General features: G+C 68.0%; 13 protein-coding genes. 9 read left to right on the top strand and 4 right to left on the bottom strand.

Features of this window, described 5'->3' with window-relative positions; genetic code table 11:
• Positions 1 to 68: 68 nt before the first annotated feature.
• The 3 genes from OG624_RS00165 to OG624_RS00155 all read left to right on the top strand — a co-directional run bounded on the left by OG624_RS00165 (position 69) and on the right by OG624_RS00155 (position 3,962).
• Positions 69 to 1,538, top strand: a complete 1,470-nt coding sequence (locus OG624_RS00165; RefSeq protein ID WP_371638825.1) for a CHAP domain-containing protein — start codon at positions 69 to 71, stop codon at positions 1,536 to 1,538.
• Positions 1,539 to 1,706: 168 nt separating this feature from the next.
• Entirely contained in the window at positions 1,707 to 3,353 is a 1,647-nt protein-coding gene (locus OG624_RS00160) for a GDSL-type esterase/lipase family protein (RefSeq protein ID WP_051764066.1), read from the top strand.
• A 363-nt stretch (positions 3,354 to 3,716) separates the two neighbouring features.
• Complete coding sequence (locus OG624_RS00155) at positions 3,717 to 3,962, top strand: hypothetical protein (protein WP_371586893.1); 246 nt, start codon at positions 3,717 to 3,719, stop codon at positions 3,960 to 3,962.
• Between the two features lie 534 nt (positions 3,963 to 4,496).
• Here the strand turns inward: OG624_RS00155 and OG624_RS00150 are convergent.
• On the bottom strand, positions 4,497 to 4,703 hold the full coding sequence (locus OG624_RS00150; protein WP_371586892.1) for a cold-shock protein: 207 nt from the start codon (positions 4,701 to 4,703) through the stop codon (positions 4,497 to 4,499).
• 129 nt (positions 4,704 to 4,832) lie between these two features.
• On the bottom strand, positions 4,833 to 6,821 hold the full coding sequence (locus OG624_RS00145; RefSeq protein WP_371586891.1) for a hypothetical protein: 1,989 nt from the start codon (positions 6,819 to 6,821) through the stop codon (positions 4,833 to 4,835).
• A 413-nt stretch (positions 6,822 to 7,234) separates the two neighbouring features.
• On the opposite strand from OG624_RS00145, the gene OG624_RS00140 reads away from it, so the two are divergent.
• The 6 genes from OG624_RS00140 (at position 7,235) to OG624_RS00115 (ending at position 12,025) form a co-directional block, all read left to right on the top strand.
• Positions 7,235 to 7,879 (top strand): helix-turn-helix transcriptional regulator, encoded by a 645-nt coding sequence (locus OG624_RS00140; protein WP_371586889.1) that lies wholly within the window; start codon positions 7,235 to 7,237, stop codon positions 7,877 to 7,879.
• A gap of 6 nt (positions 7,880 to 7,885) precedes the next feature.
• A complete protein-coding gene (locus OG624_RS00135) occupies positions 7,886 to 9,019 on the top strand; it encodes an aminotransferase class I/II-fold pyridoxal phosphate-dependent enzyme (protein ID WP_161290655.1) in 1,134 nt (377 codons plus the stop codon).
• Entirely contained in the window at positions 9,016 to 9,957 is a 942-nt protein-coding gene (locus OG624_RS00130) for an ornithine cyclodeaminase family protein (protein ID WP_371638824.1), read from the top strand. The genes OG624_RS00135 and OG624_RS00130 overlap by 4 nt, the downstream gene beginning before the upstream one ends.
• A gap of 68 nt (positions 9,958 to 10,025) precedes the next feature.
• Positions 10,026 to 10,490 carry an ATP-binding protein gene (locus OG624_RS00125; RefSeq protein ID WP_371638823.1) on the top strand — a complete coding sequence of 155 codons (465 nt, stop codon included), beginning with the start codon at positions 10,026 to 10,028 and terminating at the stop codon, positions 10,488 to 10,490.
• Between the two features lie 127 nt (positions 10,491 to 10,617).
• Complete coding sequence (locus tag OG624_RS00120; RefSeq protein ID WP_371638822.1) at positions 10,618 to 11,178, top strand: hypothetical protein; 561 nt, start codon at positions 10,618 to 10,620, stop codon at positions 11,176 to 11,178.
• Between the two features lie 625 nt (positions 11,179 to 11,803).
• Positions 11,804 to 12,025, top strand: coding sequence for a hypothetical protein (locus tag OG624_RS00115; protein ID WP_371638821.1), 222 nt, complete (start codon positions 11,804 to 11,806; stop codon positions 12,023 to 12,025).
• Between the two features lie 168 nt (positions 12,026 to 12,193).
• On the opposite strand, the gene OG624_RS00110 is transcribed toward OG624_RS00115, so the two are convergent.
• Together OG624_RS00110 and OG624_RS00105 are read right to left on the bottom strand one after the other, a co-directional pair.
• Positions 12,194 to 12,790 (bottom strand): SMI1/KNR4 family protein, encoded by a 597-nt coding sequence (locus tag OG624_RS00110; RefSeq protein ID WP_371638820.1) that lies wholly within the window; start codon positions 12,788 to 12,790, stop codon positions 12,194 to 12,196.
• Between the two features lie 9 nt (positions 12,791 to 12,799).
• Positions 12,800 to 23,356, bottom strand: a complete 10,557-nt coding sequence (locus tag OG624_RS00105; RefSeq protein ID WP_371638819.1) for a LamG-like jellyroll fold domain-containing protein — start codon at positions 23,354 to 23,356, stop codon at positions 12,800 to 12,802.
• Positions 23,357 to 23,399 lie beyond the last annotated feature (43 nt).

Below are 23,399 nucleotides of genomic sequence, written 5' to 3'. Positions count from 1 at the left end.
GACAGAGTTGATCTCGAAGCGCTGGACAGAAGTTCGAGCGCCGCCGATCATCCTGTGGGGGAACCACCATGTCCAAGCCCGTCCGTGCCTCGCTGCGCCGCTCCGTCTCGTTCGCGCTCACCTCCGCGATCTCGGTCGCCGCGCTGGGCGTTCTTGGAGCGGCCCCGGCCAGCGCCGCCACGATCGGCGTGACCATCGCCTCGGCCGCGAGGGGCGAGACCGGAAGCGGGCCCTGCGCACACGGCGGATACGTTGGCGGCCCGAACCAGAACAGCAGCTGCCACAACGGCCGGCGCACGCACGCCTGGTGCGCCGACTTCGCCGGCTGGGCGTGGGCCCAGGCCGGGGTGGCCGGCCGGGGGACGCTGACCGACATGGCCAACAGCTTCCTCGACTACGGGAACAAGTACGGCACCCGGTCGAACACCCCGCACGTCGGCGACGCGGTCGTCTACAACATGAACGACGGCACCTACGTCAACGACCACGTCGCCATCGTCACCGCCGTCTCCGGCGACAGCGTCACCATCACGGGCGGCAACGAGAGCAACTCCGTCAAGACGAACACCACCACCAACTGGCACGTGGGCCAGTCCCCGTTCGGCCAGGTCATCACCGCCTACATCTCCCCGCTGGGCAGCGGCGAGGAGGGTACCCCGGAAGCCCCGGCGGCTCCTGCGGTCTCGCCGACGGTGAACCTGTACGGGGTCGGTTCGGACAACCGGGTGTACGGCAACAACGCCGATTACTCGGCGGGTACGTGGGACGGGTACAACACGGTCGACGGTGCGCAGGGCTTCAAGCAGACGACCTCGATCCGGGTGGGTGACGAGGTGCACGTCTACGCGATCGGTGCCGACGACCGGATCTACGAGGACCGCGGCAACTTCAAGACCGGCACGTGGACCGGGTTCCAGCTCGTCGACGGCACGCAGGGCTTCCAGCAGATCTCGGTCGTGGCGACCGGCAACACGGTCCGTCTCTTCGCCCTCGGCGCCGACGGCCGCGTCTACAGCAACGATGGGGACTACGGGCAGAGCAACTGGGGCGGCTTCCAGCTGGTGGACGGCACTGCCGGATTCAAGAAGATCACGGCCACCGCGACCGGGAACACCGTCCGGCTGTACGCCATCGGTTCGGACGACCGGGTCTACAACAACAACGGCAACTACTCCACCGGCTCGTGGAGCGGCTACAACGTGATCAGCGCAACCTCCGGGTTCAAGCAGGTCGCCGCGACGACGACGAGCGAGGGCACGGTCCGGCTGTACGCGATCGGTTCGGACGACCGGGTCTACAACAACAACGGCAACTACTCGGCCGGCTCGTGGAGCGGCTTCAGCGTGGTCAGCGGGACGGCCGGGTTCAAGCAGCTCGCCGTCACCCCCGCGGGCAAGACGGTGCACCTGTACGCGATCGGTTCGGACGACCGGGTCTACAACGCGAACGGCGACTACACCGCCGGCTCGTGGAGCTCCTTCTCCCTCATCGGCACGGCCGCCGGGTTCAAGCAGATCAGCGCCACCCCCGGAGCCTGACCCCCACTTTCCGGGCCGCGTACCGGCTCAGGCAGATACGCGGCCCAGGCACGTAAAGGAAGGTCAGGGCACCCCCACGGCGCGCCCTGACCGCGGTTCCCGCGACACACCCCGTCCTGCCCGGCACGACCACGTGCCGGGCAGGACGGCTTTTCCCAAGGAGAAATCGTGCACCGCCTCGGCATCCTGACCAGCGCCACCGCTCTCCTCGCCGCGGCGGTCGCCGTCCCGGTTCTGGGGGCAGTTCCCACGTCCGCCACACCCTCGACACCCGTGGTCCGCGTCATGCCCCTCGGTGACTCGATCACCTACGGCCAGGGCAGCTCCTACGAATCGGGCTACCGCTTGCCGCTGAACGAACTCGCCGCCAAGCAGTCCCGCTACTCGCTCGACTTCGTCGGGTCACTGGAACACGGAGCACTGCCGGACTCCGCTCACGAGGGACACGCCGGCTACACCATCGAGCGCATACGTGCCGGCGCGAACCGCTGGCTAGCAGCCGCACAACCCGACGTCGTACTGCTCCACGCCGGGATCAACGATCTCAATCAGGGAACGGATCCAGGACAGGCCGCAGACCAGGCCTCTGCCCTCGTCGACCAGATCTTCGCGGCCCGGCCCGGAGTCACCATCGTCATGGAAGGCCTCGTTCCGACAACCCCCGGATGGAACTACCAGGACCTGTCCCAGCCCGTAGCGCAGTACAACCAGCGACTCAAGCAGCTGGAACAGGAGAAGCAGCACGCCGGCAAACGTTTCCGGTTCGTCGACGCACCCGCACTGACACCGACCAACCGGGCGGACGCCACCCATCCCGCGCAGATGTCCGACGGTCTGCACCCCAACGACGCCGGCTACGCCCAACTGGCCCAAGCTTTCTTCACCCCGTTGGACGAGGCCTACTCGGCACACTGGTTCACCGGCGGCCCGGCCCGGCCGGACCAGCCCCGGCTCAAGAACACGGTGCACTTTGGGCGGATCGCGCCGAACGGGGATCTGTTCAACTCCGAGGGTGATTTCGCGGCGGGCGGGTGGAGTGGCTGGAGCCACCAGGGGGCCGCGCAGCTCAAGGAGGTCACCAGTGCGGGCACGGGGCCGGTGAACCGGGTGTTCGCGATCGGCAGTGACAACAAGATCTACGAGAACGACGGCGATTACGCGTCCGGGAAATGGTCGGGCTGGTTCGCACCCGCCATCAACAACTCCGCCACCTTCACCGCACTGGCGGCGTCCTCCTACGGCAACACCGTTCACCTCGTGGCCATCGGCTCGGACGGACACCTCTACAACACCGACGGCGACTACACGGCCGGAAAGTGGAACGGGTGGAGCGATCACGGAGGTACGAACCTCAAGCACGTGACCAGTGCCACCACCGCCGATCAGGTCAATCACGTCTTCGCCACCGACGCCACGGGCCAGGTCCTCGAAGTCGACGCCGACTATGCCGCCGGCGCGTGGGGCAGCTGGCGCGTCGCCGGCCCCACTGGCGGATTCAAAGCCCTCGATGTCACCGCCTCAGCGACTGAAAACACGGTCCACCTCGGCGCCATCAGCCTGACCGGCCAGTACTTCAACACCGACGGTGACTTCGACCGAGGCGGTGTCTGGAACGGCTGGAGCAACATGGGCGGCGACAACCTGAAGCGCGTCACCAGCGCCGCTGCGAACGGTGTTAACCACGTCTTCGCGACCACCAAAACCAACCGCCTCATCGAACGCGACGGCAACTACAACACCGGCACCTGGAACGCCTGGGCCGAAGCCGCGGGCGGCGCCGACGCCACGTCCGCCACCGCCAGCTTCACCAGCTGACGGCCGTGGCAAACCGACCTCGATATCCCCACACCCAGCCCGCCGGACGGCCCCGGCCGTTGCTGCTGGCTTCCAGGCCCTCGCGCAGGCGGGCGTTGTCCACGGCCAGGTGCTGGATTTGAGCCGCCGCGAAGCGGAGGTTCTCGGTCAGTGACCGGTTCGTCCGGCGGAGCTTGGCGTTCCTGGCAGCGAGGACCGGGTGGCCAGGGCCTGTTGCGAAAGTGGATCTTCCCTTGCAATGATCCCGGTTTGGCGCGACGGGATGGCGGACCGGCAATGAGGCATGAGCCGAAGGCGTGGTACAGCGCCAGAACCTTCTATAGATGGCTGACATGGGAAAACCGTCCCTTCGAGGAGCGTGTCGTGCTGTTCCGAGCGCGGTCCCTCGACGAGGCCATCGAACTGGCCGAGCGGGAGTCGGCCGAGTACGCCAGGGAGGGCGACCTCGAAGTCCTCGACATGGTGCAGGCATATCGGATCTCCGACAGCGACGAGGAGATGGGCGCGGGTACGGAGGTGTTCTCCAAACTGCATGCACTCGACCTCCCCGCGAACGCGTTCCTCGACCGCTACGACTCAGGACCGGCACACACTCAGATCAGTGAGTGATGTCGTTCGCGAGTTCGGTCCGAGCACGCGGGCGCCGGCCTGCGCTACGCGCGGCGCGTTCGCCGAAGGGATGCGGGCGCCGGCCGAGCGGATCGGTGTCGGCGTGCCACGGTGAAGCGGTGGCGCGCGGAAGTGAGCGCCACCGCCCCGGCAGGCGATCGGCCGGACAGTTTCTAGGGCTTGGGGTCGGTTTGTTCGCCGTGGAGAGGGTGCGGGGCGAACCTTCGTCCCTCGCCCGTGATGGGCTGGATCGCCGGCCTAGTCCTCTTGCCCGGTTTCGAGGGACCTTTCGAACGCTCACTGCGTCCGTTTCGCCACTCTCGCCCGATCCTGGGGTTAATGCCGACAATGCGACTAGCTACCTCATTGCTCATGCCCTGGCGAACGAGTTCGAGGAACTTCTGTCGCTCCTCGGCCTTCGGTCGCCCTCGCCAGGCGCCGCCGTTGGTCATCGCGTCCCCATGTGCCAGGTGTTGCGACGATCAGTAGAACACAAGCTTCCGGTCGGGGGCTCCTGTCGAGGGTGGGTGTGGGTCAGCGGAGCGGTGTCACGTTTTCGGCCTGGGGTCCCTTGGGGCCTTGGGTGACGTCGTACTCGACGGAGGCGCCTTCGGCGAGTTCTTTGAAGCCGGTGGTCTGGATGGCGGAGAAGTGGACGAAGACGTCGGGTCCGCCGTCGTCCTGCTGGATGAAGCCGAAGCCCTTCTCCGAGTTGAACCACTTCACGGTGCCTGTTGCCATCGGTGTTCCTTGTCGACGTGCCGCACGGGGCCGCGTGTGTGCGGCCGGTCCGGATCGTGCCCACCCGCACCACGCGTGACACACCCTGTGGTCCCGGGCGGTCGGGAGGGCGGGTGTGTCTTGGCCGGGTCAGGCCTTGCGGTACATCACGTACAGCTTGTTGTCGTGGGAGACCGCGGCCGCCTCGTCCATGGGCTTGATCGCTCCGGCGCCCACGATCTGGGGGGTGCCCCAGTTCGTGCCGCCGTGGACGGAGGCGTAGAGGGCTCCGGCCAGGCCTCGGTGGAAGATCCACATGTTTCCGGCGTGGGTGGCGAGGGCGGGTCCCTGGTCGGTGCGCCAGCCGTTGATGGGGTCGCGTCCGTCCCACTCGGGCCCGGTCGGCTTCTCGAAGCACCTGGCGGGGTAGAGGGCGTTGTCGTGGTCGGCGGTGTGCATCCGCCACATGTATCCGCTGTAGGACGTCAGCGCGATGCTGTTCGTGGTGTTCCACCCGAGGTTGTCCAGGAAGGGCCCGGCCCAGGCACTTCCGCCCGCATGACGGGTGAGCCACAGGCGGTTGTTCGTGCCCTGGTGCACCAGCCACAGCATGTTGTTGTGGGTGGCCAGGGTGGGACCGGACGCCGCACCGTAGTTCGGGAACCGTGTGATGGCGCTCCAGCCGCCGGTTTCGGTGAAGGTCCGCCAGTACACGGCGCCGCCGCCGCCGGTGACGGCGTACCAGAGCTTGCCGTTGAACGCGGTGACGGCCGGGGCGAAGTGACTGCCGTCGCCGCCGACCCGCTCGGGGGTCCTCCAGGTGCCGTCTGCCTCCATCCGGGTCCACATCACCGCCGTGTCGGTGCGCACGAACAGGGCGTAGAGCTTGCCGTTGTAGGAGGCCAGAGCGGGCGGGGTGATGCTCTGCCAGGGCAGCGGGGCCGGCGCACCCCAGGTGCTTCCGGTGCGCACGGCGTATTCCAGGGTGCCGGTGGGGTAGGGAATGGGATTCCCTGCGAACTTGACCTTGAGTTCGTGGTGGCCGTCGCCGTTGAAGTGCCACTGGGCGCTTCCGCTCTGGGAGAGCGCGGCCAGGGCGTGCCGGTCGAGGTAGAGGCTGCGGGAGGCGGAGACGTCGTTCCTCGCGATCAGGCTGACGACGGTGATACCGAGGGAGGTGAGGTCCATCAGCAGCCCGATGAGTGAGGGCGCCAACTCGGCGACCGCTCCCCAGATGAGGCTGAATAGGGGATCGCGGTTCAGCAGGATCAGCCGCTCGCCGATGCTGTCGTCGTTGCCGTCGCCGGTGTCCCACTCCCAGCACGTGACGTTCAGGACCAGACCGTTCTCGGCACCCGCGTCGAACACGATGTGCCTGCCGACATGGAAAGCCGGCGTGCGTCCCGCATCCGCCGAGCCGCTGCCGAACTCCTGCGACAGGAACGGCACAGCCGGTGCCCCCAGGTCGCTCTGACCGGCGGAAACCCACCGGATCTCGTCCCCGACACCGGGCCATCCGTCGCCCACCGTGCGGTGGACGTGGAAGTTCTCGAACGACAGCCTGAAGCGATACGCCGCCGCGTCGATCTCCTCCCGCCCCTCCTGGACCGCCCCGTCGTCCCCGCTCGCGACCAGGTGCGCGGGCAGGGTGACGGCCCAGCCCCACTCCCGCATGCCCTCGACGAACTCCGCACTGTCGAAGTCCGCTCCCGCGGCCAGCGCCTTGTGGTCGACCGCGGACCAGTTCGACTGCGCCGTCCACTCCGCCGTCACCGCCGGCAGATCCTCCTCCAGGTCCTCGAACCCGTACCCCTGGGACACGGAACGCCCGGTGATGACCGCCGGCACCCCCGTCAGCGACCCGCGCGCGGTCACCGACTCCCGGTAGACGCGCCCCCACTCCTTGACCTCCTCGTCCCCCAGAGCGCCCCGCAACCCGCCCAGCAGCACTTCCTCCAGATCGGTCAGTTCCTCGCCCTGCCGCAGCCGGTCCGCGGCGTGCAGCACGGCACCGAACAACACGTTCGCCTTCGGCACCCGCGCCAGGTTCCGACCCACCCGCGAATCACTCCGCGACCCGGTCAGCAGCCCCTGCAACCGCTCCAGCCGCTCCCCGGCGGTCGTTCCCGCATCAGCCATGACGTGTCCTCCTCAGCTCGGCGGGTCCGGGCCGTCCGGCCCGGACCCGGTCCGGACGCTAGCCACGACGAACCCACCCCATGGCCGCATAGCGGAAATGAGCCATGAATAGGGCAAAAAAGCCCCCTGCGGTTCGGCCGTTCCACCCGCCGCCGCCGACCCCGGCCCCACGGCCCAGGGACCCGAAGCGGGCGCGGACCGTATCGACGTCGCCGGGCGGATCGCGCAGTACAACGCCCGGAACGTACTGCAGGCCCGCAGTCCCCAGCAGCTACCTACGCCGAGTGCTCCGGCCTGCTGTCGACGTTCGGTGCGCAGTCGGACAAGGCAGCTCTTCGACCACTTCCGGGCCCGCGGAAACAGCCCTCATGGATCTCTGGACACTATGTCCAAACTGGACGTACAGTTCAATCATGAGTGGAACAGAAGCCGGCCGCGATCCTCGTCTTCGGATGTGGGGACCGGTGTGCCAGGCCGTCGCACTGCTGCTCGGCCCGTATGCCGAGGTGGTCCTGCACGATCCGGAAACCGACCGGGTGCTTCAGATCTGGAACCCGATGACCACCCGCCGGGCGGGAGATCCTTCGCTGCTCGGCGAGCTGGACGCGCTCGCCCCGTCGGCTCAGGACGTGTACGGGCCGTACCCGAAGATGCTGGTGGACGGCCGGCGCCTGTCTTCGGTCAGCGCGGTCCTGCGGGATGCGCAGGACCGGCCGTCGGCGGTCCTGTGCATCAACCTCGACCGCACCCCGCTGGAACAGGCCGCGGCGGTCCTGTCCGCCTTCGGCGCCCCGGTCGTTGAGCGACCCGAGCCCTTGTTCGAGGAGGACTGGTCCGAGCGCATCCAGCATGTGATCGGCTCCTACGTCCGTGAGACGGGCCGCCCCGTCGAACGCATGACCCGCCAGGACCGCCTGGCCGTCCTCGGCCGCCTGGACGAGGCCCGGGTGTTCGCGGTGCGCCGCGCCGCCCCGGTCGTCGCCGGGGCGCTGCGGGTGTCCCGGTCCACCGTCTACGGCCTGCTGGCCGAGCTCAGAACACCCAGCACAAAGGACTGATGCACCATGACCCGGCTGCCCGATTTCCGCCTGGAGACGTACTTCTCGCGGTGGGAGTTCACCGCCCGCCATCACCTGACCGCCTCCGACGTGCAGACCATGACGCTCGGCGAGCTCCTCGCGCTGGCCGACGACAAGGACCGGGACGCCTTCGAGAACCTGCCCCTGGGCTACACCGAGACGTTCGGCGACCCGGCACTCCGGGAAGTGATCGCGCAGACGTACGAGCACGCCGGCGCCGACGACGTCATCTGCTTCGCCGGTGCCGAGGAAGCCCTCTACCTGGCCATGAACGTCCTCCTCGGCGCGGGCGACCACGCGGTGGTGGTGACCCCGAACTACCAGGCCGCCGAGACCGTGCCGATGGCACTGTGCGAGGTCACCGGGGTGGCCCTCGACCCGGACCGGGACTGGGCCCTGGACCTCGACGAGGTCGCCGCGGCGATACGGCCCAACACCCGGGTCGTCTCGGTGAACTTCCCCAACAATCCGACCGGCAAGATCATCGACGCGGCCGACTTCACCGCGCTCGCCCGGCTGTGCGACGAGCGGGACATCCACCTGTTCAGCGACGAGGTCTACCGAGGCCTCGAATACGACCCGGCACGCATCCTGCCCCAGGCCGCCGACCTCTCCGAGCGCGCACTGTCCCTGAACGTGACCTCCAAGTCCCTGGGACTGCCAGGCCTCCGGATCGGCTGGATCACCTGCCGCGACCGCGAGCTGCGCTCCCGTCTGGAGCGCGCCAAGCACTACACGACCATCTGCAACTCCGCGCCCAGCGAGGTCCTGGCCCGCATCGCGCTGAAGGCCCGCGCCACGCTCCTGGACCGCAACCGGGCCCGGATCGCGGCGAACCTGCCCGCGTTCGAGGCGTTCTTCGCCGAGTTCGCGGACGACTTCGAGTGGCAGGCCCCGGACGGCGGATGCGTCGCCTATCCCCGCTACCTCGGCGCCGAGGGGGTGGAGGAGTTCTGCACCCGTCTGGTGGAGGAAGCCGGTGTTCTGCTGCTGCCCGCGAGCATCTACCACTCCGAACTCACCGCCACCCCCGCCGACCGGTTCCGCATCGGCATCGGCCGACGCGACCCGGAAGAAGGCCTGGCCGCCTTCGCCTCATGGATGCGGGCCCGCCGATGAACCTCCCCGTTTTCGACCTGACCGACATCGAGCGGACGGTCACCTCGCGACAGGTCCTGGACACCGTCCAGGACGGGCTGATCGCCCACGCCGAAGGCCGTACCAGCGTGCCGCCCCCGCTGCACATGGCCTTCCCCGAAGCCGACGGCGACTGCCACGTGAAAGCCGGCCTGATCACCGGCGCCCCCAACTTCACCGTCAAGATCGCCACCGGCTTCTACAGCAACTCCGCCCTCGGCATCCCCTCCAACCACGGCCTGGTCTGCGTCGTCAGCGCCCGCACCGGACAGATACGCGCAGTCCTCGACGACCGCGGCCTGCTGACAGCCTGGCGCACCGCGGCAGCGGGCGCCCTGATCACCCACGCCATGTCCCGCCCCGACGCCACGACCCTGGCCGTCTTCGGCACCGGCGAACAAGCCCGCCTCCAAGCCACCTGGCTCGCCGAACTCCGCACCGTCACCACCGTGCTCGTCCACGGCCGCACCCTGCACAGAACCAACGCCCTGTGCGAACAGCTCCACCGACACGGACTCAACGCCCGGCCCGCAGCGGCCCAGGACGCCGCCGCCGCCGACATGATCATCACCACCACCGCGGCCACAACCCCCGTTCTGGACGCCACCCACGTACGCCAAGGCGCACACGTGACGGGCATCGGCACAGACATGCCGCACAAGAACGAGCTCCCGCCCGAGCTCTTCCACCGCGCACAGGTCATCGCGACCGACGACCACGCCCAGTGCATCGACCACGGAGACTTCGGCCACGCCGTCCGTGCCGGGGCCACCGCCCAGGACAGCGACATCGCGGCGGGCGAACTCCTCAAAACACCCCTCGACCGCCCCGGGGCAGCCATCACGGTCGCCGACCTCACCGGCGTGGGCGCACTCGACGCGGCGCTCGCCTCAACCGTCCTCGACCAGCTCCTGCGCTGACCACCGAAGCCGCACCAGCCCGACTCCAGCCCACACCTCTTCACACACCCGACCGGCAGGACCCTGCCATGGACGCCAGCCCCCACACCGAAACAGCACCTCCCCCCACCGCTCCGCCACAGCCCGCCACCCACACACAGGCCAACGCCCCCCGCATCTGGTGGCTGCCCCACCACCCCGAGTCCGCCGGCACCGCACGCCGCATCGCCGGCGCCGCACTCCACACATGGAACATCGACGACGACACCATCGACCAAGCACTCCTCGTCGTCTCCGAACTCGTCACCAACGCCCTCGAACACGCCCTACCTCCCCTCGCCCTCCACCTGCACCAGGCCGAAGACGACGGCACCCTGCACATCGAAGTCGACGACGGCGGCCCCACCGACAACCACGGCACCTGGGCCACAAGCTGCGCACCGGAAGAACGCGGCCGCGGGGTGGCCATCATCACCCTGCTGGCAAGCGCCCACGGCACCCGCATCCTGGCGCACACCGTCACCTACTGGGCCATCCTCCCGGCTGCCAGGTGAAAGTACGGCGGGCTGTCGCATGCCGCCGGTTTCGCCGGCCTGAAGCCTGGTTGGCGAGAGCGGGAAGGATTCGACTCGAACTAGGTTCGCCTCAGGGACACTGGCCACCGGAGCGAGGGGAGGCGTGATGGACGCGGCTTGGGTGGGCCTGCTCGCGGCGGCAGTAGGTGTCGGCGGCACACTGGGATCGGCCTGGCTGACACAGCGACGCAACGACGTTGCCCGACGCGAGGAGTGGGACCGCGTGGAGCGCTCCCGTCTTGCCGATCGAGCTGACCAGCGCACCCAAGAACGTTTGACGGCTCGGAGTGCGGCGTACACGGCATTCAATGCCACCACCCGGAACTATCTCGCGTACCTCAACGATCACGTCCACGCGCTGCAACGAGGCGTGGCCGAAACGGACGATGCGCTCGGCGCGCTGGAGACTGCACGCAAGGAGTTTCGGCAGATCTACGCTGAGGCCCAGTTGATCGTGCCGGATACGGTGCTGACGGAGCTGCGGCAGGCCCACCTCAGTACGGCCCAGGCATACGCCATACTCGCCCGCCTGTCTCGTGGCACCGCGGAGGACGGCGACGACATCAACGCCGCACAGGACAGCATCAACCATTGCTGGGACGTCCTGTTCCAGGTGCGTGCGACGATGCGGGCGGACCTGAACGTGACAGGGCCGTCATACGAGTAGAGGCACTGCATGCCGAGCCGAAGGTTCGGCACGCACGCGCTACCTGCGGCCAGGCCGGGGGACTACGGGGCGGGCTCCCGGACAGACGATGGTGGGGTCTCCTTGGCGGGACCGAGGAGGATGTGACGCTCGTTCCCGTCGACGGCCAGGTTCCGGCGCTGCATGGTGCTGGCCCAGGTCGCGCCGAGCTCGTCCCTGAAGGCGGGACGCTGGATCTGGCGGTGACCCAGGCCGGGACGTATGTCCGGGCGGTGTATCCGAGTGTGAACGTCCCCGAGGCGCTCCGGCTCGTGCCCATGTCTTCCCGCCAGCGGACTGTTCCGACGTTGTCGAGGGGGTCGCGCAGTACAACGCCCGGAACGCGCCGGAGACCCGCCGCCTGTGATCGCGCCGCAGCTGCGCCGCGTCCGGGCGCGGGTACGGGGAGGTGCTCCTGGTACTCGCCCTCGCCAGGTGTGAGGAGGGGCAGCGGTTTGGTGTCAGCGGGTGTTCTCGGTGGGAATCGGCTGGCCGAGGCTTCCGACGTCGTCGATCTGGTCGGGCGTGAGTACGTGTGTGAGCGGCCAACCTGATCCGCTCCGGCTGGCTCGTCCGGCACCTCGACAACGACGGCCGCGGCCGCCGGATGGAGATCTACCTGGTCGACCAGAGCCACGTCGACACCAAGTACAGCCGCCCCCTCAGCGACCGCTCCATCACCGTCCGGTACATCTGGCCCGACCTCGTCCACGCCTGGGCCGCCCGCGACGAGGCGATGGTCGACGAGATCTGGGACGACGTGATCACCGACCTCGACTCCGACTACGCCGCCTACGCCTACGTCTCCTCCGTAGGCATCGGCGCCTGACCTACCTTTCGCCGTCCCATAGCGGCGGGGTGCCGTATGGCGGTGATAGGCGCGGCCTGGGGTTTCGGTGTCGAGTGCCAGCCCATGCTCCGGTCGGCAAAAGCCGCAGGGCCGCAGCCGGAATGCCGGCTGCGGCCCTGCGGTGTTTAGTTCTGTATGGGTGGACCGTCAGATCCCTCTGTCCGGCCCGAACCACTCGGATTTACGATCTCCGGCCGCGATGGGGAGGCTTTCAAGCCGGACAGGGCCGGCATAGAAAACGCCCTGTCCGGTTTCGAACATGTCCTCGCCCATCAGATACCTATAGAGCCACTCCGAGAACTCCATGCGATGCTCATAGAAATCTTGCCAATCCCTGCCGCACGAAAGGATGCGCCACTGTCCGGAGTCGATTCCTGGCGCCAGGAAGACATATTCAGACCTGTCTGTACAGGCAAGAGGGATCATCCCGTCATGGCCCCCGAAACTTGGGCCGGACTTCTCGTATCCCGGACATGAGGAGCCTGGCTCCCAATCGGTTCCTTGGAAATCCTCGACTGTCTCGGCGATCCATGTCCCAAGCTCGTAAAACTCGTTCGCCGGATGCTCCAGATACAGATGGCCGTTTACTTGGACAGGTGCATACTCATCGATCAAGTCCTTGTAGTCCTGCGGCAGCGACATCCCGAGTGATTCCTCGATCGGCTGCCAGGTGCCGTGATTGGCGAATACATGCCTCGGCTCACCGAGGAGTCCCACAACGGCCTGATGGTAATCATTGATCACTGAGATTGCCTACTTCTTTTGCGGGCAGTTGGGCGTTCCGGTTGTTACGGCAGTCTTTCCTGGATTATTCCAGATGGTGCAGTGTTTCCATTCGCCGCTGCCCACTTCCGAGTAGTTGTATTCGATCCGAGTCGGGATTCCGGTGTCGGATCGATCGTAGTGGGGCACGATGGACACCGTCACTCTCTTCCCTGCCTCTATGCTGGTGCGCATCTCCTTCTCGACGGTGTCTCTGATGTAAGGAGAATTTACCCACCGATACTGGGCTACCAGGTTTCGCAGGTCAGTTCCTGACCCGCCTCCGATCTTCGGGATCAGGTGTCCATTGTTCGCCGCCCTTTGTCCATGCTGGCTGTTGATCTCATCGTACCCCGGCGGTCGGTATGTATCGCTGACGTCCGTGCCAGGGCCGGGATGTGCCTTCGTTGTCAGGTCCTGCTTGTCGATAATCCCGTAGACGCCTGTCGCGCGGCATTGTTCAGTGCTTGTGAATGTGTCGAAGTATCGCTCTCTCGGGAGATAAACGTGATGTCCGTTGGCGCTTCTTCCGGGGCCGTCGTCGCATTGGCCGTCCGTCCGAGTACGCCACTTGTTGTTCCCGCCCGGTTCAGGCTGGAGCCTCGGATCGGGGCTGCCGACGATGACTGGTGTGAATATTGCGATGGCGAGACCGTCGAGGATGCCCTGTGACGTGACAGCCACGGCGCTGACGGTGGTTGAGGTCAGTCCAGCCGCGCCGACCATGGCCGTCCAGACCGGTGTGATTCCCGGCATGTCCGGGGCGGGAACGGGATGGGGTCCGTTGTACGGGTTCTGGTCGATCGGGGGCGGGACGGGCCGGCTGGGCCGGCCGGGCTGGCCGGGGAAGGGTGCGCCAGTGGGAACCGTGCAGTTCCGCCTGCATCCTGGCGGAGGGGATCCATAGCCTCGAGCCCTGGTTTCGGTCCAGGCCCATCCGATGTCCGGCGTGGTTACGGTCGTGCCCCTGGGGGGCGTGCCGACGCCGCACATCCAGTGGCTGCAGGCACGACCACTCCTGCCCAGGTTCCAGGGCGTTCTGGGACCCAAGGTCTTCATCTGCCTGCGCGGCGTTCCGTAATCGCCCAGGGCTATATCGACGCCTATGACCACCAGGGCTCCTACTCCTCCTCCTCCTTTACCCCTGAACCGAGGCGGAGTGGGCGCCTTCCCGGGTGTGCTCCCGAGGTTCGGGATGATCGTCGGTGCGGTGTAGCGGTCGCCTTCGATCTGGAAGTGCCCGGTGGGGTCGGTGCCGTTGAGCGGGCTGGCGTTGGCGTAGGTGTAGCGGTTGGCCTGGACTGACGGGTTGGGGTCGAGTTGCCAGGTGTCGCGGCTGGTGAAGCCTCCGGAGGCGGGCTGGTACCAGCGGGAGGCCATGTTGACCTCGCCGGTGGAGGCGTCTGTCCAGCCGGACTGGTAGCCGAGCGACGGGTTGGCGCCCGAGGACGCGGTCACGTTGCCGAGGGCGTCGTAGGCGCGCGAGGCGGAGACGGCGGTGCCGTCCGCGGTGAGGCCGGCGACCACGTCGGTGTGCTGGTCGGTGACCGCGAGGCGGGCGGAGCCCGCCGTCCCTGTGGTGGCGCTGGCGAGCAGCGTGCCGCCGGGGGTGCGGCTGTAGGTGGACGTGCCGTCCTTGACCAGGTTGTTGGAGCCGCCGTCGTAGTTGAAGGCAGCGGAGCCGTTGGTCAGGACGCGGTCGAGTGAGTCGTAGGTGAAGGTGCTGGTGCCGTTGCTGACCGTGCGCTCGAAGGCATCGGACTTGATGACCCGGCTGGTGGCGCCGTCGGTGACCGTCTGGACCGTTCCGCGGGCGGAGTAGTCGTAGGTCTGCGTGCCCCAGGTCTGGAGGCGGTTGCGGGAGTCGTAGGTGGCGGTGACGTCGCCCTTCTTGGTGAGGTTGCCGGACTTGTCCCATTCGAAGGCGGTGGTGGTCCCGCCGCTGGTCTCCGAGGTCATGCGGCCGGCGCGGTCGTACGCGTACGTTTCCGTGCCTGCCCCGGCGGTGCCGGTGGTGGTCTTCTTGACCAGTTGGTTGTCGAGGTCGTACTCGTAGGCCGAGCCCTGGACCCCGGCGCCGGTGCCGGTCTTGTTGACGCTGTCGTCGGTGAGCCGACCGAGGGAGTCGTAGGTGTACGAGCGCTTCGCGCCGATCGTGAAGGTGCCGCCGCCGGCGGGGCGCGCGTACTCGTCTGCAGTCGGGCGTCCGGCCGCGTCGTAGCCGTTGCGTATTTGGGTGCCCGTGAGCGGGTCGGTGGTGGTGTTGAGGCGTCCGGCCTGGTCGTAGGTGAAGGCCGTGGCGCCGGCCGCGTCGGTGCGGGAGGTCATCTGACCGTCCGCGTCATACGCGTAGGCCGATGTCCCCGAGGGGCCGTCGCTGTTGAGCAGTTGGCCACGGTCGTTGTAGGTGTACGTGTTGCCCGCGAGGACGCCGTCACCACCCACACCGGTCAGACGGCCCACAAGGTCGTAGGAAAGGGAGCGGGGACGGGTGGCCGCGGCAGTACCGGAGCCGGTCTCCGCAGTGAGACGGTCCAGCGCGTCGTACGTCTTCTGACGCTTGACGCTACCGGGGAGCAGCTCCGTGACGACCCGCCCTGCTGCGTCGTAGACGTTGGTCCACGTGCGGCTGGAGAGTGCCGGGTGCTCGGTGGTGCTGGGTTCGATCGTCGACTCGGGCAGCCCCCATGTGTTGAAGGTGTAGTAGGTGGCCTTTCCGCGGCCGTCGGTCAGGCGCGTACGGTTGCCCGCCGCGTCATAGCCGAACGTCGTCGTGATCGAGTCCGTGGCGGTGACCGGTTCGACCTGCTTGGTCATCCGACCGAGCGCGTCGTACGTGTATGTACGGCGCGCCCCGGTGGCGGAGACCGACGCGGTGACGTTTCCGTCGGCGTCGTACTCCGAGGACATCGAGCGCAGGACGCTCGTTCCGGTCCCGTAGTCGGACGCGGAGACCGGCTTGCCGAGGACGTCGTAGGCCGTGACCGTCTTGCGGCCTGTGGCGTCCTTGTTCTCGACCGGGCGGCCGAGGCCGTCGTAGGTCGACCGGGTGACGCCCCCGAGCGGGTCGGTGACGGTCAGGATCTCACCGGCAGTGCTGTACGCCGCGGTGGTGTGGCGGCCGCCGGGGGTGGTGGACTCGGTCTGGTTACCCGCGTCGTCCCAGGTGTAGCGGGAGACGAGGTTTTGCAGGGTGGGCTTGCGCTCCACCATGGTGGCGGTGAGCTTGCGGCCCAGTTCGTCGTAGGTGGACTCGGTGCGGGCTCCGGTCGGGTCGGTCGCTGAGAGCGGCAGACCGGTCGGGGTCCAGGTGTAGGTCGAGACGCCACCACCCGACAGGTCCGTGGAAGTGCCGTCGAAGGTGGCGGCACCCGGAGCCTTCAGACCCTGCGTACCGGCGATGGCCGGGTCCGTCTTGCGGATCAGATTGCCCATCTGGTCGTACGCGAAGTGTGTCGCGCGGCCCAGAGGGTCGGTGGTGGAGGCCGGGTTTCCCAGCTCGTCGTACGTGGTCCGTGAGACGGCCGTGATCGGCGTCGCGGCGCCCGGCGCCGTGTAATCGGGCCCGGTGACCGCCGTGGGGCGGCCCAGCTTGTCGGTCTCCACACGGGTCACCAGGCCGCGCGCGTCGCGCGTCTCGGTGGCCTCACCGAAAGTGTTGTACGCGGTGAGGGTCTGGGGAGCGACGGCCGTGGCCGCACCGCCGTTCTCCTCGGCCTGCACCTGCGGCGCCGTCGTCTCGACCAGGCGGCCGAGGGCGTCGTAGCGGTTGGTGGAGGTGTTGCCGCGCGGGGTGACCTGGGTCAGCGGGAGGCCCCGCTGGTCGAAGGTGCCCGAGGTGACCCGGGTTCCGGCGCCGTCGGTGACGGTCGCCTTCTTCGGGTTCCCCACCCCGTCGTACTCGGTCGTCGAGGTGAGCTTCTTGCCTGAGGCGTCGATCGACTGCGTCTGCTCGGTGATCCGGTTGTCACCGTCGTAGACGGCGGTCGTGACGCGGTTCAGGCCGTTCGGGTCGAACACCGAGCGGGTGACCCGGCCCGTGGCGTCGACCGTGTCGACGGTGGTGCGGCCGCCGCTCGCGGTCTGCGAAGTGAGGTTGCCCGCGCCGTCGTAGGTGATCGACTCCAGGACGATGTCCCTCTTGGAGCCGTTGGACTGGGTGACCTGCTTCGCCGTCGTCGTGGCCCTCAGGCCGTCGTCGTAGTAGGTGAAGGTGGCCGTGGCGCCCATCGCGTCCGTCGTCGAGGCCAGCCGGCCCGCCGGGTCGTACGCGTTGGAGACCAGGACCAGGTCACGGGTCCCACCGGTCGGGTTGCCCGTCCAGTCCTTCAGGACGGACTCGGCAAGCTGCCCGCGCTGGGTGAACGCGTGCGTGACGACGTTGCCCGCGGGATCCGTCTCACGGATCACCCGGCCCAGCGCGTCGTGGCCGAAGGTCGATTCGTTGCCCGCCGCGTCTACCGTGCTCTCGTTCAGGCCGAGGGCGTTGTAGCGGTAGGTGGTCGTGCGGGTGGTGTCTCCGCCTGTGGTGTCCTGCGTCGACTCGGTGAGCAGCTGCCCGTCCGCGTCATAGGTCTGGGAGACCTTTGCGGTGTGGGTGACGCCGGTGATCTCGTTCTTGATGCCGGGCCCGGTCTCCGTGGAGATTTGGGACATGGTGTTGTAGGTGTATGACGTCGTTACGCCGTCCGGGTGGGTGTCCGAGATCTGGGTCTCGGTCAGTTCGCGGCCGAGGCGGTCGTAGGTGTGCGATGTCACCAGGCCGGAGGGCGCCGTCGATTTGGCCAGGTCGCCATTGGCGAAGTATCCGTACGCGACCGTGGTCCCGCCGGTGCTCCTCTTCGTGGCGATGAGGCCGGCCGGGGTGGTGCCGCCGCCGACCGCGGGCTCGGAGCCCGTGGTGTAGGTGGTCGACGCCGTACGGCCGTCCGCGAGCGTGACGGTGTCGGTCAGGCCGAGGGCGGTGTAGGACGTGGCCGTCCGATAGCGGTTGTCACCCGCGTCCGTGGAGCGCGCGTCGCGGATCGCTGTGGGTTTGCCGTTGCGCGGATCCAGCGGATCCGCAGGATTGAAGTAGTACTCCGCGAACGACGTCCAGCATGAGTTGGCGTCCCGGCAGGTCGTCGTCGAGACGGTGTTGCCGCGCTCGTCGTGACCCGTGGTGGTCGCGTGACCGTTGGGGTCGGCGACCGTGTGCAGGAAGCCGCCGCTGTCGTACGCGAAGGTGGTGACACCACCGTCCGCGTCCGTCGAGGCGACCTGCCGCTGTCCGCGGACCGCGTCGAAGGTGCTGGTCGTCTTCGCCCCGGTGGGGTCGGTGACCGTCACCGTCGAGGTGAGTGAGGAGGACGCCGACATGGTGCTTGCCGCGTATTGGCCGGCTACTTCGTCGGCGGTGAGGCCGCGGCGGAAGACAGCGACCTCGTCGAGCGCGCCGGTGAAGTAGCTGACATTGGCCGGGGCGGACGGCCAGTTCCTGGCGAAACCCGCGCCGATGTAGGTGCGGTTGTTCGTCTCGTGGCTGATGGGCGCGCCCGTCTTCGACGCGACCTGGGTGCCGTCCAGGTAAAGGGTCTGCACCCCGGCCTTGGCGGTGATGGCCGCATGGTGCCACTGATTGTCGGTCACGGTGCCCGGTGAGGCATTCGAGGCCTGTACCCCGGGGGAGAAGTACTCACCGTGCAGCTTGCCGTCGGCACCGACGTACAGGACCGGGACCCAGTTGCCGGAGGCATCGGTGGCTCCGGCCATGGGGGCCGACTGGTTGGCGAGCATGACGCCGGGCTTGTCGGTGCGGAACCAGAGGCTGGCCGAGACGTCGGCGGTGCCGATGCCGACGCCCGGGACCTCCGCGTGACCGTCGCCGTTGAACTGCACCGCGGAGCCGTCGCCGGGACCGAAGGCGCCAGTGACGCCCAGGGTGGTCCTGGTGTACGTACCCCCGCCGCCGAGGACGGCGACGCGGCTGTTCACCTTGGTGCCGCTCGTCTCGTCCAGGCGCCAGTAGCCGGCCGGGCTGCCGGCCGTCAGGACGCCCCGGTACTGGTCACCGGTGCCGCTCATCGCCTTGTTGCGGGCCTTGAAGTGGTCCGCGACGGTCTGCGCGTCGAGTTCCTTCGTGTAGAAGGCGGCCTCGTCGAGCTGGCCGTTGAAGTACCGGGTGCCACGCGCCTGCCCGTCCCAGGACTCGCTGGAGTAGCCGGCGCCCAGGTAGGCGTGGACCAGGGTCTGCGGCTTGACCACACCCGACTTCGACCCGATCTTGACGCCGTCGAGGTAGAGCGACTGCCCGGCGGAACCACCGCTGATCACGACGTGGTGCCACTTGTTGTCGGTGACCTTGGTGCCGCCCATGACAGGCCAGGGATCGGTGGCATCCCACAGGTGACCGCGCAACTTGCCCTCGCCGTCGACGAGGAGACTCGGGTTCCACAGGGTCGGCGCGGTACCGACCTCGGTGTCCTGGAGGCCGAGGAGCACGCCGTTGGGCTTGTCCGTCCGGAACCACAGCTCCACGGAGAGCGAGGTGGCCTCGGCGATGGACTCTGCCGGTACGGAGATGGCGCCCTTCGCCCCGTCGAGGGTGACCGCGCCGTCGTCTCCGTCGAGGAAGGTGCCGACCCCGCCGAGGGTGACGCCGTCCCGGTAGGAGCCGTTGCCGCCGTCGGATATCTCGTCGGCCGCGGCGGCGCCGCTGGTGTCCCCGAGGCGCCAGTAGTCGACCGGGCCGGCGGCCCGGACGGCGTCCGCGTAGGCCTGAGAGCCCGATGCGTAGCGGGGAGCCGAAACCTGCCACACCCCGCCGTTCTCGTCCGTGACCTTGGTGGCGCGCTCGGTGTCGCTGTCGTACTCGGCCGTCCCGGCGACCCGGCCCGACGGCAGGGTCACCTTGGCCAACTTCGAGGCCCCCGTGCGGGCCGCGTAGTGCGCGCGGACCGAACCGGCGTCGAGGGCACGGTGGTAGACCGCGACCTCATCCATCAGGCCCTTGTAGTAGCGGGTGCCGGAGGTGCCCGCGCCGTCCCACGTCTGGTCGGTGAAACCGCCGCCGAGGTAGGTGAAGGTCTTCACGGAGTGGCTGACCGGACCGGCCAGGGTCCCGACAGCCTGACCGTCGAGATACAGCGTCTGGCCCGTGCCCGTGCTGGTGATCACGGCATGGTGCCAGGCGTTGTCCGTGACGGTGGCCGCGGACGTCATCGGTACGAGGCCACCGTCGGCCTTCGCGAAGGCTCCCCGCAACTTACCCGCCGAGTCGACCGCGAGGACGGGGTTGTAGACGTTGGGGTGCGTCGTGCCCAGCGGGTCGTCCTGGAAGCCGACGAGAACACCGTTCGGCTTGTCCGTCCTGAACCATAGCTCCACCGACAGCACGGTGGAGGACGCCAGGGCCGACTCCGGCAGCTCCACGTAGGAGTTCGTGCCGTTGAAGGACACCGCCTTGTTGCCCGTGCCGGAAAGGACACCGGAACCGCCGAGTCCGACGTCCCGGTAGCGCCCGGCGTTCATACCGGTGCGGGAGACGGCCTCACTGGCCGCAGTCTCGCCCTCGGTCTCGTTCAGCCGCCAGTAAGCCACCGGGCCGGCGTCCTGGACCATGCTTCGGTACTGCGAGCCGCTCGTGTACTCATAGACAGTGCACGCGGTCGTCGAAGAAGGCGGGCACACCTTCGTCAGCAGGTCACCGCTGTAGGTGTACGACCAGGTCAGCGCCGGAGCGTCCGGCCCGACTGCGTCGGTGGAGACGGACGCGACGTGTGCCCCGCTCCAGGTGAAGGTCAGCGCCCGCTTCGACACGACATCCATGGCCTTGGTGAGCTTGCCGCCGGCGTAGGTGAGCTGCTGTTCTCGGCCGTGGCCGTCCTTGATCCTGGTGAGCAGCCCGGTCGCGTCGAAGGTGTACGTCGCGGCGCTTGCGTCACGCAGGATCCAGCCCCCGCCGGAGGCGGACGTGAGGACGCCCGTTGAGCCGGACGGAGCGCTGTAGGTGTTGTCGCTGTTCTTTCCGAAGCGGACCTGGCTGCCGTTGGCGAGTGTGATCACGACGCTGCTGTCAGGCTCCGTCAGGGCCTTCATGTCCCAGCGGGTTGCCCAGCCGGCGCCGAAGGCGCTGCTCTTGCGCGGGTCCTGCGAGTTGTACGTACGCGTGACCGCGAGCTCAGGGCCGATTGTGGGTACGGCGGCGTCCGTCGCGGCGGTGGCGTAGTTTCCGGCCCGCTCGTCGAAACGCCGGCCCGGGGCTGCGCCGCCCAGGTGGGAAGTGATGACCGGCTGCGGGACCTGCGTGCTCAGGATCGAGGGCTCGGTCCGGGCGGACTGGTCCTTGCCGTCGTTGGCGTAGGCGTACCAGGCGTAGGTCTTGCCCCAGCTCAGCCAGCCCGACGGGACGGTCCAGCTCTGAGAGGCGGCATGAGCGCTGCCTCTGCAGTTCTTGCGGGTGTCCTTGCCCTCCACTTCACATATCTCGAACTGGTAGGTGAGGGAGCTGGGGGACTTGTCCACGTCCGCGGCCGACACCCACAGCGTCGGGGTAAGTGTGTCGGCCAGCGCACCGCTCGGTGGAGCCGCACCCGTGAGATAGGGCTCGACGTTGACCGCGTCGAAGCGGATGCCCGCTCCGGGGACACCGTCGGCGGCGAAGCTGGACACACCGTACTCGTCCATCGTCCAGACGAGCTGGTACGTGCCCGGCGTGAGCGGGGCGATCTTCGCGTCGAGGGTGACAGTTCCGCCCGGAGGGACGTCATACGGCATGGGCGTCCACCGGATCTTGCTCCAGTAGTCACCGCCCACCAGGTTGCCGTTCGCGTCGTACAGGTCGTAGCGGAGCTTGAAGTTGGAGTCCTTGCCCCAGGTCTGCTGGCCCTGGTTGGTGACCGTGACCTTGAAGGTGCCCTCGGTGGTCGCCGTCATCGGCTGGACGAATTGGCCCAACTGATAGGTAGCGCCGTACTTGGACCAAGTGACGTCGAGTGCAGGCTTGCCGTTCGGGTAGTTGTCGGAGCCGAACTGCTTCCACGCATAGGAGTCGGTGGTGGAGGCCTTGAGGGCCAGGCCGTAGTTCGGCTTGCGCCCGTGCGTCCAGTCGTCGACCAGCTGCCGACCGGCGCCACCGAGGTCGATCGCTTCCCAGGCGGGGCCGCCGCAGGGATAACCGGTCTGGCCTTCGGGGCGCCAGCCGTGCGCGAAACTCTTCGATCCCAGGGCGTCACCTGTGGCCGGGCCGGGCCAGGAGGAGGTCGTTGTCTCCGACCAGCTAGAGGTGATGGGGTGGACCGTCACGGGACGGGCCGTGCACGAGTACGACCAGCTGTTGAACAGCTGAAGCTGGGCACTGTGGATCCAGGCGTTCTTCAGCGTGTTGCTGATGCTGTCGAAGCGCAGGAAGGAGGCGGACTTGTTCCCGCCCCCGTTGGACGTACCGACCTTGAGGACGGTGTCAGAGGAAAAGTTCTGGTTGAACGGAGACTGGACGTAGGTACCCGAAGAAGCACCGGCGCGTTCCACCGACGGGTCGACCTTGACCGGGAACACCCGTTCCGGGGCCGAAAGCCACTTCTTGTCGAGGGTGACGACCAGGACCTGACGGCCACCCTCTTCGACAATCTCGTAGGTGACTCCGGAGGAGATGACTCCCTCATTGGAGTTGGGCGCCTTCTTCGAGTCCTCCATCCAGCCAGCCGGCATCCAGGCCTTCTGGCGGCCCGCCGGGTCCAGGAAGCTCAGGCCGCCGTGCCCGTCGAGCTTCGCCGTCAGGCCCTCCAAGGCCAACGGAAAGCGCCACACGGTGGGAGCTTGGGCGTCCTTGAGGACCAGGGTTTCCTTGACCGACTCGCCGCCGACGATCAGCTCGAGGTCCGTGGAGGGACGGATCGTCGGATAGGTGATGACGCTGCCTGAGACCTGGCCTCGGGTATGCGCGGCGCCTTCGATTCCATAGGCGATGGCGGCCTGGTCACCGGCTTCGAGGCGCACCAGCGTCTTGGCGTCCGCATACTCGCCGAAGCGACTCTCGGCCTCGGTGGAGCGGGGCTCCCAGACGGAGCCCCCCGCGTCCTTCGGAGCATCCTGCGCCTTGGGAGCAAGGGTGGTGTCGATGCTCTTCCACTTGCCGTCGTCGCCTCGGAAGTTGACGGGCTCGTCGTAGAAACGGGTGGTGAAGGTGCCGTCCGGGTTTGCGAAGGTACGGCCGCGCTCGGTGCGCTCGGCGAGTACCTCGGTGCTTGTCTTCGGGGCAAAGCCCTTCGAAGGCGCCACGCTGGGTGCCGCGACCTTGTCGAACGGTTGCTTCGCCGGAGGCTTGGGTACCTGGCCCAGTTTCAGCGGCGTGGCGCCACCGTCCGGCGGGAGCTCGCCGGGCGCCTTCAGCGCGCCGTTGCGTCCCCCTTCAGCCGCCGCGTCGGTGGCGTCGCCGGAGGCGCTGTGGCCCCGACCGCGCGCCGATCCCCAGCCCTGCTCAGGCCGTTTGCCGGCGCCGGAACCGGTGTCAGCAGTGCCCCATTGGGCCACCGCGAGTGCGGCCTGTTCTGTTCCGGCCAGAAAGGCCATGATGAATGCCACTAGCAGTACTAGTGGTCGCGCTGTGCGCACG

The sequence above is a fragment of the Streptomyces virginiae genome (assembly GCF_041432505.1).
In the GTDB taxonomy this organism is placed as follows: Bacteria; Actinomycetota; Actinomycetes; order Streptomycetales; family Streptomycetaceae; genus Streptomyces; species Streptomyces virginiae_A.
The sequence above is the reverse complement of the archived record's forward strand: the minus strand, read 5'-3'. Positions and strand labels throughout refer to the sequence as shown.